Below are 13,503 nucleotides of genomic sequence, written 5' to 3' on the forward strand. Positions count from 1 at the left end.
AAGTTATGTTTTAAATTATATTCATGCCAGGCTTGTATCAATCATATATTTCACCGAGGTGAGAATTTTGTTTGAAAAATTAAAGAGTGCAAAGCATTTTTATATCTTTTGCAGTTTGGTTACGGCGGTTTCGCTGCTCACTGCCGGATTTGTGATGGCAAACCCGCCGGAAACGGTTGCGGTGGAGCAAAACCAGGAAGGCAAAGACTTTATAAAATGGGTGGATTTTAACGTGTGTTACACCGCCCTGTCAGACTGCTTAAAATATGATGTGGGCACCTACGGCACGGAAAAGCACACAAGCTGGCTGGACCTTTTGGCCTGTCTGGCGTCGAAAAACGGCGGGACGTTTTCCGGCTATAAATCGTCGGACTTAAAAAAAATTACCGACGAGCTGGAAAAGGGAACCCCGCTTACCGATATAACTGGAAAACTTAAGGCGTTTCCCTATTACCGCGAGGCCTACGAAGGAGTGTTAGGCGGTTTTGTGGGGGAATTTGAAATTGAAAAGGACGACGGAAACGGCGGTAAGGTCGTGGAGCGAAAATATGGCTTAAAAGCGTTTTCTCCCATTGCAAAGGGATACAGCTACTCCGATTTTGACGATTTCGGCTCGTCCCGTTCCTATGGTTTTAAACGAAAGCACTTGGGCCACGACATGATGGGCAGCGTGGGAACGCCGGTCATTGCAGTGGAATCCGGCTATGTGGAGTGCGTTGGCTGGAACCAATACGGCGGCTGGCGCATTGGAATCAGAAGCTTTGACAAAAAGCGGTATTATTACTACGCCCATCTGCGCAAAGACCACCCCTACAACGACATGTATGAGGGAAAAATTGTCACTGCCGGCGAGGTAATCGGCTATCTGGGTATGACGGGCTACAGCACAAAAGAAAACGTAAACAACATTAACACGCCCCACCTGCATTGGGGAATGCAGCTTATTTTTGACGAATCCCAGAAGGATGCCTTAGCAGAAATTTGGATAGATATTTACGCTATTACAAAGTTGTTAGACCAAAACAAATCGGCAGTTTACAGGCCAGAGGGCGAAAAAGAATTTTACCGCAAATACCAGATGTATGAGCCGAATATCGAGGTGTTCGCCGATTGACAAACCGGCTTTCGTTTAGTATAATAAACACAAATGATAAAGGGCGCACACAGGCGCTAAGGCGGTTTTAAAGTTGAAAGTTCTTCAAATCAACGTTTCAAATAGCGGCAGTACGGGAGCAATCGCAAACAGCATCCATAGGCGGCTCCTGCGGGACGGGGCGGAGTCCCGGTTTTTGTATGCCCGCGGCCCGAAAACGACGGAGCCGGCAGCCCCGACGCAGGCAATGGCCCCGACGCAGTCGGTGCAGACCGCGCCGGAGCGGTATGTAAACGCACTTTTGTCCCGGCTTTCCGGCCGCGTAGGCTGCTTTGGAAAAAAAAGCACGGACAGGATCTTAGAAAAAATGGAAACCTTTCACCCCGATGTGGTGCACCTGCATAACCTGCACGGATACTATGCAGACATTTTCCGCCTGCTTGAATTCTTAAAAGAACGGAAAATAAAAACGGTTCTCACGCTCCATGACGAGTTTTTGTTCACGGGCCGGTGCGCCTTTTCGGGAGAGTGCGAAAAGTGGCGGACAAACGGCCCAAACGCGGCAAACAGCCCCGGCACAGTAAATAGCCCCGGTGCAGCTAGTTTAAAAGGGGCTTTAGCCCCCGGCGCAGCCGGCGGCTGCGGCAATTGTCCGCGCATGGGCGAATACCCCGCCGCGCTTTTGGACAAGTCCCGCGCGCTCTGGCTGTTAAAAAAACAGGTGTTTTCAGAGTTTCATACCTTAACGGTTGTTTCCCCCTCCCGGTGGCTGGCGGACAGGGCAAAAGAAAGTATTTTGTCCGGCCACCCCATTTGCGTTATCCCCAACGGCATTGAGCCGGGCACGTTCTGCCCCGGGGAAAACAGCGTAAGGGACGAATATGAAATAAAAGAGGAACATGTGGTTCTTGCGGCGGCGCAAAACATCATGAGCGGCCGCAAGGGCGGAGAATATGTGCTGAAGCTTGCGGAAACCATGCCCAAAACCCGGTTTTTGATTGTGGGCGCACAGGAAGAGGTTTTGTGCCCGCCCAACGTTACGTTGATTCCCGGAAAACAGAGCCCGGAAGAAATGGCCAACCTCTACCGCGGGGCAGATGTGTTTTTAATCACCAGCCGGGAGGATAATTTTCCCACCGTTTGCTTGGAGGCTGCGGCCTGCGGTACGCCTGTGGCAGGATTTTTAAGCGGCGGCGCGCCGGAAACGGTTTCGCCGAAAGTCTCAAATTTTGTGCCCTTTGGCGATGTTGCCGCTTTAAAATCGGCCGTAAAAGAGCTGTTTTTGCTGGACAATAAGGAACAAAATGCGGCGCTGTTTACACATGCTGCGGAGAAAATGTATCAAGGCTACAAAGGGAAATATATGCAAAAGTAAGAAATTTTAGTTGCGAAAATCCAGCATTTGTGATATAATAAATAAGATAAATTCACTTTAAGATAAACCAAAGGAGAGTTCCATGGAAGAAAACAGCGGTTTTCCGCAAATCCCGGAGGGGGCGTCCTATCTTGCGGAGAGCTATGACGTAATTGTGGTTGGCGCGGGGCACGCGGGCTGCGAGGCGGCTTTGGCCTCAGCCAGACTGGGTGCAAAAACGGCGGTGTTTGCCTTAAATTTAGACAGCGTGGCCAACATGCCCTGCAACCCGTCTATCGGCGGAACCGCCAAGGGACACCTTGTGCGGGAAATCGACGCTTTGGGCGGCGAAATGGGCAAGGCGGCGGACAAAACCTTTTTGCAGTCGCGAATGCTAAACCGGGGCAAAGGGCCGGCTGTTTACTCCCTGCGCGTGCAGTCTGACAGGCGGGCATACCAGCAGGTAATGAAGCACACCATTGAGCTGACCGAAAATCTGGACTTAAAACAGGCCGAGGTCACATCGCTTCTTATAGAAAATAATAAGGTTTTAGGCGTTGTAACCCACACGGGCGCGTTTTATCCGGCGAAGTGCGTCATCATTGCCAGCGGCACCTATTTAAAGGGAAAAATTATCATCGGAGACACGGCTTACGCCGGCGGGCCGGACGGAACCAGGGCAGCGGAAGGGCTGTCTGCGTCTTTGCTTGCGTGCGGCGTGCAGCTTATGCGGTTTAAAACCGGCACCCCTGCCAGAGTGAACCGGAGCACCGTGGACTTTTCCAAAATGCAGCGTCAGGACGGGGACGAAACCATCACGCCCTTTTCCTTTGAAACCGAAAATCCGGGAGAGAATAAAGAATCCTGTTATTTAACATATACAAATGCAGAAACGCATAAAATTATCATGGACAACCTGCACCGCTCACCGCTTTACAGCGGCAAAATCGAGGGCGTCGGCCCGCGGTATTGCCCCTCTATTGAGGACAAGGTGGTGCGGTTTCACGATAAAGAACGCCACCAGCTCTTTATCGAGCCGATGGGCGAAAATACCGAAGAAATGTACGTGCAGGGCATGTCGTCCAGCTTGCCGGAGGACGTGCAGATAAAAATGCTCCGAAGCATAAAGGGCTTAGAAAACGTAAAAATGATGCGTACGGCCTACGCCATTGAGTATGACTGTATCGACCCTACCCAGCTTGATTTAGCGCTGGAATTTAAAGAAATCCGCGGTCTGTTCGGCGCAGGACAGTTTAACGGCAGCTCCGGCTATGAGGAGGCGGCGGCCCAGGGCTTAATTGCAGGGATTAACGCGGCAAGAAAAACCCAGGGAAAGCCCCCCGTGGCGCTGGACCGTTCTACCAGCTATATCGGAACGCTGATTGACGATTTGGTGACCAAAGGTACCCATGAGCCATACCGGATGATGACGTCGCGGTCGGAATACCGGCTTTTGCTCCGGCAGGACAATGCCGATGCAAGGCTCACCCCCCTAGGCCATGAAATCGGCTTAATTTCAGACCGGCGGTATGCATTATTTTGTAAAAAGCAGGAAAGAATTGAAGGGGAAATAAAACGGCTTGAAAAAATAGTGCTTCCGCCGTCAGATGCAGTGCTGTCCTTTTTAAAGGAACACGGCTCAACCCCGATATCTACCGGCGCAAAATTCTGCGATTTGCTAAAGCGCCCCGAGCTAGACTATACGGGGCTAATATCTCTGATTGGCGAAGAACAGGGGCTTACCGGGCAGGAGGCTGAGGAAGTTGAAATTTTGGTGAAATATGAAGGCTACATCGCCCGGCAGCAAAAACAGGTGGAACAGTTTAAAAAGTTAGAAGAGCGCAGATTGCCGGAGAACATTGACTATGAAAAAATTGACGGACTGCGGATTGAAGCAAGACAAAAGCTTGTGAAAATGCGCCCGTCCTCCATCGGCCAGGCGGGAAGAATTTCCGGTGTAAGCCCGGCGGACATCTCGGTTCTTCTGGTGTACTTAGAGCAGAACCGCCTGTAAAAAAGACAGGAAAGGAATTTTTCTTATGATAAAGAGCATGACAGGCTACGGCCGCTGTGAACACATTGACGAAAACAGGAAAATTGTAATTGATATCCGGTCGGTAAACCACAGATACTGCGACATTACCGTGAAAGTCCCCAGGGCCTACGGCTATTTGGAGGAAAAAATTAAAGAATTTATGTCCGGCGAAATTTCCCGGGGCAAGGTTGAAATTTTTGTCTACATAGAAAACTATACCAACGACGACAAGGTCATTACCTTAGATCATGTTTTAAGTGAAAACTATTACAATGTTTTAAAAGAGCTGAAAGAAACATATAATTTAAAAAACGAAATTGGACTATCCGACCTTTCGCGGTTTTCCGATATTTTCATCACCCGCCAGCAGGAGGAGGACAAAGACAAGGTGTGGGAACTGGTGTCTTCCTGTTTAAAAGCTGCGGTGGAGGACTTTGTGGCAATGCGCCTTAGGGAAGGCGAACGCCTGCGGGAGAACCTTGCGGCCCGGGCCGAAGCCATTCAGGGGCTGATTGCGGAAATTGAAACGCGCACGCCCCAGATTGTAGCGGAATATTCTCAAAAGTTAAAAGACAGAATGACAGAACTTTTGGGGAATTTTCAAATTGACGAGTCCCGTCTGCTTACCGAGGTGGGAATCATGGCCGACCGGGTTTGCATCGACGAAGAGCTGGTGCGCTTAAAAAGCCATTTTACAGAGCTGGAAAAAATTCTTGCCCTGTCAGAGCCGGTAGGCCGTAAGCTGGACTTTTTGGTGCAGGAAATCAACCGTGAAACCAACACCATCGGCTCAAAGGCAAACGACTTTGGCATTGCAAAAAATGTTGTGGAGATAAAATCTGAAATTGAAAAATTGCGGGAGCAAATTCAGAATATTGAGTAACGTTAGGAGAACAGTCACATGAAGCTGATCAATATAGGTTTTGGAAACATAATTTCGGCAAATCGGCTCGTGGCCATTGTCAGCCCGGAATCAGCGCCCATTAAGCGCGTGATTCAGGATGCAAGAGACCGCGGCATGTTAATCGACGCCACCTATGGCAGGCGCACCAGGGCGGTTATTATCATGGACAGCGACCATATTATCCTGTCCGCCGTGCAGCCCGGCACCGTGGCCCACAGACTCGATGAAAACGCAGTGGTGGAAGAGCCGGAGGAAACGGAGGGCGAAGAAGGTGAAGAATAACCGCGGACTTTTGGTGGTGCTGTCGGGTCCTTCCGGCTCCGGCAAGGGAACGGTTCTAAAGCAGGCAATGCGTTCTGACCCAAACATTGAAGTTTCTGTGTCCGTCACCACAAGGGCGCCCAGAGAGGGCGAAATTGACGGCGTAAATTATTATTTTTTAACGCCCGAAGCGTTTCAAACTTTGCTGGCGGAAGACGGACTTTTGGAGTGGGCCGAATTCTGCGGAAATTTCTACGGCACACCCCGTGAGAAAATTGAACAGCGGTTAAACGAGGGAAAAGATGTGGTGCTGGAAATTGAAGTGCAGGGTGCAATGAAGGTGCGTGCGGCGTTCCCCGACGCGGTGCTGATTTTTAATCTGCCCCCGTCTTTGGAGGAGCTGAAAAACAGGCTTACCGGAAGACAAACAGAACCGCCGGAGGTTGTGGAAAAACGGCTGAATACCGCGGTTTGGGAGCTTTCCCAGGCAGAAAATTATGACTATGTGATTGTAAACGACAATGTGGAGGACGCGGCGAATGCGTTTCTTTCCATTTTAAGCAGTGAAAAATGTAAAACAGCGAGAAACAAGGCGTTACTTGCGCATTTTTAAGATAAAAAATTGAAAGGATTGATTTTGTTATGATGCTATACCCGTCTATTGTAGACCTTTTGGAGAAAGCGGGCAGTAAATACAGCTTGGTGATCGCGGCTTCTAAGCGTGCGCGGGAAATCTGCGAGGAAGGGGAGGAAGAAGGCGAACCCTTAGACGGCGCAAGGGGAATTTCCCAGGCGGCGGAAGAAATTGCCGACGGCACGCTTTCCATCATCAATTACGAGGGTACAGACGGCATTATTGAAAAGGTGCTGCACAACACAGAAGAACTCTATGCAGAAGCCGGCGAAGAAGCTGTTTCAGAGCCAAATGAAGCGGAAAATGACTAATATTGGAATTGTTTCGTTAGGCTGTCCGAAAAACAGGGTGGACACGGAGAATATGCTGGGAATTTTGGGAAGTTCAGGCTTTGGCATTGTGGCAGATCCTGAAAATGCCGATATTATCATTGTGAACACCTGCGGCTTTATCGACGCGGCAAAAGAGGAGTCGATTGCCACCGTTTTGGAAATGGCCGAATTTAAAAAGAAAAAGTGCAAACTGTTGATTATGGCAGGTTGTCTGGCGGAACGCTATTCAGACGATATTTTAGCCGAGCTGCCGGAGGTAGACGCGGTGGTTGGCACCGGGGACTATCATAAAATTGCCGAAGTCATTACCCAGGCACAAAAGGGTGAAAAGCCTGTGCTGTCGGGCCATATTGACGACGAAATCCCAGAGGGGCTGCCCCGGATTTTAAGCACCGGGAGCGCAAGCGCATATTTAAAAATTGCCGACGGGTGCGACAATAAATGCACCTACTGCGTAATTCCAAAGCTAAGAGGAAAATACAGAAGCCGCCCCTTTGAAGAAATTGTGGCAGAAGCCGAGGAGCTCGCCAAACAGGGTGTGCGGGAATTTATCGTTATCGCACAGGATACCACGCGCTACGGCTACGACCTGTATGGGGAAGAAAAACTGTCCGCGCTCCTTACGCGGCTGTGTCAAATTGAGTCCGTCCGCTGGGTGCGGGTGCACTATATGTATCCCGAATCCATTACAGACAGCATGATAGAAGCCTTTGCGGCCAATGAAACAATTGTAAATTATATGGATATTCCAATCCAGCACATCAATAACCGCATTTTAAAGCTCATGGGCAGAAAAACCACAAAGGAACAGATCACGGAATTAATCCAAAAACTGCGGGACAAAATTCCGGATTTAACCCTCCGCACATCGTTAATTACGGGTTTTCCCACAGAAACCGAAGAAGAATTTGAAGAACTTTTGGAGTTCGTGAAAACCACCAGGTTCGAGCGGCTTGGCGCGTTTGCTTACTCCCAGGAGGAAAACACCGCTGCTGCCCGCCTTGCGGGACAAATTGAAGAGCGCATAAAGCTTGCACGGCAGGAACGGGTGATGGAGGCACAAAACGATATTTCGGCACATCTTCAAAAAAACAAAATCGGAAAAACGGTGGAAGTGCTGGTGGAAGGATATGATAGGGAGAATCTCATGTATTTTGGAAGAACAGCGGCAGATTCCATTGAGGTGGACACCGTAACCTATTTTGCCACAGAAGACGAAGTTTTGCCCGGCAGCTTTGTAAAAGTGAAAATTTTAGACGCCGACAGCTACGACTGCACTGGTGTGCAGGTAGAGTGAGCGTAAAAGGGGACATGATATTGAACACACCAAATAAATTAACGCTGCTAAGGGTCATAATGATTCCGCTTTTCATTGTGTTTTTTCTTTATGATTTTGTTCCATATTCCAATGTAATTGCCATTGTGCTGTTCGCGGCCGCATTTTTTACCGACTGGCTGGACGGCCGCCTGGCAAGAAAAAACAACCAGGTAACAAACTTCGGAAAAATAATGGACCCCCTGGCGGACAAAGTTTTGGTTTCCGCCGCCATGGTGTGCTTAACCTGGACAAAAATCGTGAATCCCTGGATTACGATTGTGATTTTGGCGCGGGAATTTACGGTTTCGGGCATCCGCATAGCGGCGGCGGCCGAGGGCAACGTGGTAGCGGCCAGCATCTGGGGAAAACTGAAAACCTCCTGGCAGTTTATTGCCATAACAACCGCCCTGATTTTTATGCAAAAGGTTCTCATTGTGGATATCTGTATGTGGATAAACCTGATATTAACGCTGTTTTCCGGCGTTGATTACGTGGTGAAAAATAAAAAATACTTGTCTTATAAATAGCCTGCGGCTGCCCGTATATAACGGACAGCTGTTTTTTAACCGTGCACGTTGTGCATTCGGAAAGGAAGTGTTATTGTGAACTTGTTCGATTATCCGAATGAAGCTTTTCCGGAGGAAATTACAACCGTTTTAGAGGAAAACGAAACTATACGAATTGAAAAAATTGTTTCCTGCGGACAGACCTCCGGCTGGTACGACCAGGAGGAAAACGAGTGGGTTCTGCTTTTAAAAGGCGAGGCGGAGCTGGAGTTTGAAACACACAAAACACGCCTCGCCCCAGGAGAATATCTTGTCATTCCCAAACACACCAGACACAGAGTTTTAAAAACAACCCAGTGTATCTGGCTGTGCATATTTTATAGATAACTTTTAAAGCCGCAATGCATGCGGAGAATAGGAGGATTTTTATGGCATTAAAAAACTATTCGGCGGTCACACCGGAAATTACGGCTCTTTCCGAACTGTGTACAAAAAACAATCATATCACACCGGAACTTTATGAGAAACACCAGGTGAAACGAGGCCTCAGGGACTTAGACGGAAAAGGCGTTGTCACGGGGCTGACCGAAATTTCAAAAATTGTTTCATCGAAACAGGAAAACGGCAAAACCGTGCCCTGCGAGGGCGAGCTTTACTACCGCGGCATCAATGTAAAAGACTTGGTCGGCGGCTTTTTGGCGGAAGACCGGTTTGGGTTTGAAGAAACCGTTTACCTGCTGCTGTTTGGCGAGCTGCCGGACGGCGAAACCTTAAACGATTTCTGCAAGCTTTTAAGCGACGCGCGGACGCTTCCGAAAAACTTTGTCCGCGATGTCATTATGAAAGCGCCCAACCAGGATATTATGAATTCCCTGGCAAAAAGCGTTCTTCAGCTTTATTCTTACGATAAAAATGCCAATGACATATCCATTCCCAACGTGCTCCGGCAGTGCCTGCACTTAATTGCGAACTTTCCGCTTCTGTCGGTTTACGCCTACCGCGCCTACCGGCACTACATCAAGGGCAAGGGGCTGATTATCCATAACCCCGACCCGAAGCTTTCCACCGCGGAAAATATTTTAAGGCTGCTTCGGGCGGACAAGTCGTTCACCCAGCTTGAAGCGCGGCTTTTGGATTTATCACTGGTGCTTCACGCAGAACACGGCGGCGGCAACAACTCCACCTTTACCAACCACGTTGTAACCTCATCGGGAACCGACACATACTCTGCCATGGCGGCGTCTTTGTGTTCTTTAAAAGGCCCGAAACACGGCGGCGCGAACATTAAGGTCACTCACATGTTTGCAGACATTAAAAAGCATGTGTCCGACTGGAACGACGACGAGGAAATTAAGGCATATTTACTGAAAATATTAAACAAAGAGGCCTTCGACTGCTCCGGCCTGATTTACGGTATGGGCCATGCGGTTTATTCCGTTTCCGACCCCCGTGCAGGCGTGTTTCGCGGCTTGGTGGGCAAGCTTTCTGAGGAAAAGGGCAAAACAAAGGAATTTGCGCTTTACAACAACGTAGCGCGGCTGGCCACGGAAGTGATTGCCGAAAAGAGGAAAATTTATAAAGGCGTCAGCCCGAATATTGACTTTTACAGCGGCTTTGCCTATTCTATGATGGAACTGCCGGAAGAGCTTTACACCCCCATTTTCGCGGTGGCAAGAGTGGCAGGCTGGAGCGCCCACAGAATCGAAGAGCTGATTAACGCGGGCAAAATTATCCGCCCGGCATACACCTCAGTGTCTGCCGACCGCCCTTATGTGAAGCTCGCAGACAGATAAACTGCAAAGACGCCGTCCGTTGACACAAAGGGCGGGCTGTGTTATACTAAAAAGGAACGATAAATGATACAAAGAAAGGATTTTAAAAGATGGGACTTACGCTTACGGAAAAAATTCTCAAAAACCACATTGTGGACGGCGAGTTTAAAAAAGGTACGGAAATCGGAATTAGAATCGACCAGACGCTGACGCAGGATGCAACGGGCACCATGGCCTATTTGGAATTTGAGGCAATGGGAATTCCCCGGGTGAAAACAGAGCGGTCTGTAGCATATATCGACCACAACACCCTGCAATCTGGCTTTGAAAACGCCGACGACCACCGGTTTATCGGCTCGGTGGCAAAAAAACACGGTATCTATTTTTCGCGCCCGGGTAACGGTATTTGCCATCAGGTGCACTTAGAGCGGTTCGGTATTCCGGGAAAAACCTTAATCGGGTCTGACAGCCACACCCCCACCGGCGGCGGCATCGGTATGCTGGCAATCGGCGCAGGCGGGCTGGACGTGGCCGTTGCCATGGGCGGCGGCGCGTATTACATAACCTATCCCAACATAGTGAAGGTGAACCTAACCGGAAAACTTTCCCCCTGGACAGCGGCGAAAGACGTTATTTTAGAAGTTTTAAAACGCATGTCAGTCAAAGGCGGCGTGGGCAAGGTGATTGAATATTGCGGCGAGGGCGTGAAAACCCTTTCCGTTCCCGAACGCGCAACGATTACCAACATGGGCGCAGAGCTGGGCGCAACCACTTCTGTTTTCCCGTCTGACGAAATTACCAAAGCATTTTTAAAAGCGCAGAAAAGGGAAGACGTTTGGGTTCCATTATCTGCGGACGACGACGCGGAATACGACGAGGTCATCGACATCGACTTGTCGCAGGTTGAGCCTTACGCCGCCTGCCCCCACATGCCGGACAATGTAAAACCCATATCGGAGCTGGGAGATATGAAAATCGACCAGGTGTGCATTGGCTCCTGCACCAACAGCTCCTATCAGGACATGATGAAGGTTGCCTATATTTTAAAAGGAAAAACCGTGCACCCCGACGTGTCCCTTTCCATTGCCCCCGGATCAAAACAGGTGCTGAATATGCTTGCAGAAAACGGCGCGCTGGGAGATATGATTGACGCCGGCGCAAGAATTTTAGAGAGCGCCTGCGGCCCGTGTATCGGTATGGGACAGTCGCCCAACTCCGGCGGTATTTCGCTTCGGACGTTTAACCGAAACTTTGAAGGGCGTTCCGGCACAAAAGACGGACAAATTTATCTCGTGTCCCCTGAAACCGCCGCGGTTTCCGCCATCAGCGGCGTGCTGACAGACCCCAGAACCTTAGGGGAAATGCCGGAAATTAAAATGCCGGACGAATTTAAAATTAACGATAATATGATAGAGCCTCCCGCCCCCGAAGCGGAAATGGACAGTGTGGAAATTCTCCGCGGCCCCAACATTAAGCCCTATCCGGAAACGGCGCCGCTGAAGGACGAGCTGGAGTGCGCCTGCTCTTTAAAGGTGGGCGACAACATCACAACCGACCACATTATGCCAGCCGGCGCGAAGATTTTGCCCCTGCGTTCCAACATTCCGAAAATTTCTGAGCATTGCTTTACCGTGTGCGATGAAACATTCCCGCAAAGGGCAAAAGAGCTGGGCAAAAGCATTATCGTGGGCGGTGCAAACTACGGCCAGGGCTCGTCCCGAGAGCATGCGGCTTTAGCGCCTTTGTACCTGGGCGTGAAAATCGTGCTGGTAAAATCTTTTGCCAGAATTCACCGCTCTAATTTAATCAATGCCGGAATTTTGCCGTTAACGTTTGCAAACGAGGCCGACTACGACAAAATCTCCCAGGGGGATATCCTCTGCGCAAGCGGCTTAATTGAAGCTGTGAAAAACGGAGAAGACATTGTGATTGAAAACAAAACCACAGGCGATAAAATTAAATGCAGGAGCGACTTAAGCGGCCGCGCAAAAGAAATTATGCTGGCAGGAGGCCTGCTCGATTTTACTCGGGAAGCGCTTGCAAAATAACCACAGAAAGGCAGGAAACAACTATGTCAAAAATTCAGATGAAAACCCCGCTGGTTGAGATGGACGGGGACGAAATGACCAGAATTATCTGGAAAATGATTAAGGATATTCTGCTTACGCCTTACATAGACTTAAAAACAGAGTATTACGATTTAGGACTTACGCACCGAAACGAAACGGACGACCAGGTTACGGTGGACTCTGCCGAGGCCACAAAAAAATACGGCGTTGCGGTAAAGTGCGCGACGATTACGCCCAACGCTGCAAGAATGCCGGAATATAATTTAAAAGAGATGTGGAAGTCGCCCAACGGAACAATCCGCGCGATTTTAGACGGAACGGTGTTCCGCGCGCCGATTCTGGTGAAGGGCATTACCCCCTATATCCCAACCTGGACGAAGCCCATCACCATTGCCCGCCACGCTTACGGCGACGTGTATAAAAACACGGAAATGCAGGTGGCAGAGGGCAGCCGGTGCGAGCTGGTGTGCACGGATAAAGACGGAAACGAAACCAGGGAACTGATTCATGAAATGAACGGCGCCTCCGGTATTATCCAGGGGATTCACAACACGGACAAATCAATTGCAAGCTTTGCAAGAAGCTGTTTTAACTTTGCGCTGGACACCAAGCAGGACATTTGGTTTGCCACCAAAGATACCATCTCGAAAAAATATGACCACCGGTTTAAAGATATTTTTGCAGAAATTTTTGAAACGGAATATAAAGAAAAGTTTGAAAATGCCGGAATTGAATATTTCTATACGCTGATTGACGACGCGGTGGCAAGAGTAATCCGCTCTGAGGGCGGCTATATCTGGGCCTGCAAAAACTACGACGGCGACGTGATGAGCGACATGGTGGCAACGGCCTACGGCAGCCTTGCCATGATGACCTCGGTTTTGGTTTCGCCCGACGGCGTTTATGAATATGAGGCGGCTCACGGCACGGTGCAGCGCCACTATTATAAGCACTTAAAGGGAGAGGCAACCTCTACCAACAGCGTGGCAACCCTGTTTGCGTGGACGGGAGCTTTAAGAAAACGCGGAGAGCTTGACGGCCTTTCGGATTTGTGCGAATTTGCAGACAAATTGGAACGCGCCACTATAAAGACCATTGAAGACGGCGTGATGACCGGCGACCTTTACCTGCTGTCTTCCCTTCCGAACAAGCAGAAGGTAGACACAGAAGGCTTTTTGCTTGAAGTAGACAAACGCTTAAAACAAATGATGTAAGTTTATTTTTT

General features: G+C 49.4%; 12 protein-coding genes and 1 pseudogene. All 13 read left to right on the forward strand.

Translation table 11 applies throughout. The annotated features are described in order from the left end of the window. Nucleotides 1–67: 67 nt before the first annotated feature. The 13 genes and pseudogenes from WIG73_RS09040 (at nucleotide 68) to WIG73_RS09100 (ending at nucleotide 13,492) form a co-directional block, all read left to right on the forward strand. Nucleotides 68–1,114 carry a M23 family metallopeptidase gene (locus WIG73_RS09040; protein ID WP_337400235.1) on the forward strand — a complete coding sequence of 349 codons (1,047 nt, stop codon included), beginning with the start codon at nucleotides 68–70 and terminating at the stop codon, nucleotides 1,112–1,114. Between the two features lie 73 nt (nucleotides 1,115–1,187). Continuing rightward, nucleotides 1,188–2,468 carry a glycosyltransferase gene (locus WIG73_RS09045; protein WP_337400236.1) on the forward strand — a complete coding sequence of 427 codons (1,281 nt, stop codon included), beginning with the start codon at nucleotides 1,188–1,190 and terminating at the stop codon, nucleotides 2,466–2,468. Between the two features lie 82 nt (nucleotides 2,469–2,550). After that, entirely contained in the window at nucleotides 2,551–4,461 is a 1,911-nt protein-coding gene (gene mnmG, locus WIG73_RS09050; protein ID WP_337400237.1) for a tRNA uridine-5-carboxymethylaminomethyl(34) synthesis enzyme MnmG, read from the forward strand. A gap of 25 nt (nucleotides 4,462–4,486) precedes the next feature. Then, nucleotides 4,487–5,365, forward strand: a complete 879-nt coding sequence (locus WIG73_RS09055; RefSeq protein WP_337400238.1) for a YicC/YloC family endoribonuclease — start codon at nucleotides 4,487–4,489, stop codon at nucleotides 5,363–5,365. Nucleotides 5,366–5,383: 18 nt separating this feature from the next. Beyond that, a complete protein-coding gene (locus tag WIG73_RS09060) occupies nucleotides 5,384–5,668 on the forward strand; it encodes an extracellular matrix/biofilm biosynthesis regulator RemA family protein (RefSeq protein WP_177680534.1) in 285 nt (94 codons plus the stop codon). Then, entirely contained in the window at nucleotides 5,658–6,260 is a 603-nt protein-coding gene (gmk, locus tag WIG73_RS09065; RefSeq protein WP_337400239.1) for a guanylate kinase, read from the forward strand. Before WIG73_RS09060 ends, gmk begins: the two co-directional genes overlap by 11 nt. Nucleotides 6,261–6,289: 29 nt before the next feature. Then, nucleotides 6,290–6,469 (forward strand): annotated as a pseudogene (rpoZ, locus tag WIG73_RS09070) (DNA-directed RNA polymerase subunit omega); the annotation flags it as partial. 115 nt (nucleotides 6,470–6,584) lie between these two features. Further along, on the forward strand, nucleotides 6,585–7,910 hold the full coding sequence (gene rimO / locus WIG73_RS09075) for a 30S ribosomal protein S12 methylthiotransferase RimO (RefSeq protein ID WP_337400240.1): 1,326 nt from the start codon (nucleotides 6,585–6,587) through the stop codon (nucleotides 7,908–7,910). Between the two features lie 20 nt (nucleotides 7,911–7,930). Continuing rightward, on the forward strand, nucleotides 7,931–8,458 hold the full coding sequence (gene pgsA, locus WIG73_RS09080) for a CDP-diacylglycerol--glycerol-3-phosphate 3-phosphatidyltransferase (protein ID WP_337400241.1): 528 nt from the start codon (nucleotides 7,931–7,933) through the stop codon (nucleotides 8,456–8,458). 75 nt (nucleotides 8,459–8,533) lie between these two features. After that, a complete protein-coding gene (locus WIG73_RS09085; RefSeq protein ID WP_337400242.1) occupies nucleotides 8,534–8,824 on the forward strand; it encodes a cupin domain-containing protein in 291 nt (96 codons plus the stop codon). 41 nt (nucleotides 8,825–8,865) lie between these two features. Beyond that, nucleotides 8,866–10,230 (forward strand): citrate/2-methylcitrate synthase, encoded by a 1,365-nt coding sequence (locus WIG73_RS09090; RefSeq protein WP_337400243.1) that lies wholly within the window; start codon nucleotides 8,866–8,868, stop codon nucleotides 10,228–10,230. An 89-nt stretch (nucleotides 10,231–10,319) separates the two neighbouring features. Next, the gene (locus WIG73_RS09095) at nucleotides 10,320–12,257 is read left to right on the forward strand and encodes an aconitate hydratase (protein ID WP_337400244.1); all 1,938 of its coding nucleotides are present in this window, start codon (nucleotides 10,320–10,322) and stop codon (nucleotides 12,255–12,257) included. Between the two features lie 23 nt (nucleotides 12,258–12,280). After that, nucleotides 12,281–13,492, forward strand: a complete 1,212-nt coding sequence (locus WIG73_RS09100) for an NADP-dependent isocitrate dehydrogenase (protein WP_337400245.1) — start codon at nucleotides 12,281–12,283, stop codon at nucleotides 13,490–13,492. The last annotated feature ends 11 nt before the right edge of the window (nucleotides 13,493–13,503 follow it).

This window comes from Congzhengia sp. (genome assembly GCF_037235575.1).
In the GTDB taxonomy this organism is placed as follows: Bacteria; Bacillota; Clostridia; order UBA1381; family UBA9506; genus Congzhengia; species Congzhengia minquanensis.

Bases quoted from the DNA above. Each gene is read 5' to 3' on its own strand.
- WIG73_RS09055 (WP_337400238.1), top strand. From the start codon at position 4,487: ATGATAAAGAGCATGACAGGCTACGGCCGCTGTGAACACATTGACGAA.
- WIG73_RS09060 (WP_177680534.1), top strand. From the start codon at position 5,384: ATGAAGCTGATCAATATAGGTTTTGGAAACATAATTTCGGCAAATCGG.
- WIG73_RS09100 (WP_337400245.1), top strand. From the start codon at position 12,281: ATGTCAAAAATTCAGATGAAAACCCCGCTGGTTGAGATGGACGGGGAC.
- WIG73_RS09090 (WP_337400243.1), top strand. From the start codon at position 8,866: ATGGCATTAAAAAACTATTCGGCGGTCACACCGGAAATTACGGCTCTT.
- mnmG (WP_337400237.1), top strand. From the start codon at position 2,551: ATGGAAGAAAACAGCGGTTTTCCGCAAATCCCGGAGGGGGCGTCCTAT.
- rimO (WP_337400240.1), top strand. From the start codon at position 6,585: ATGACTAATATTGGAATTGTTTCGTTAGGCTGTCCGAAAAACAGGGTG.
- WIG73_RS09095 (WP_337400244.1), top strand. From the start codon at position 10,320: ATGGGACTTACGCTTACGGAAAAAATTCTCAAAAACCACATTGTGGAC.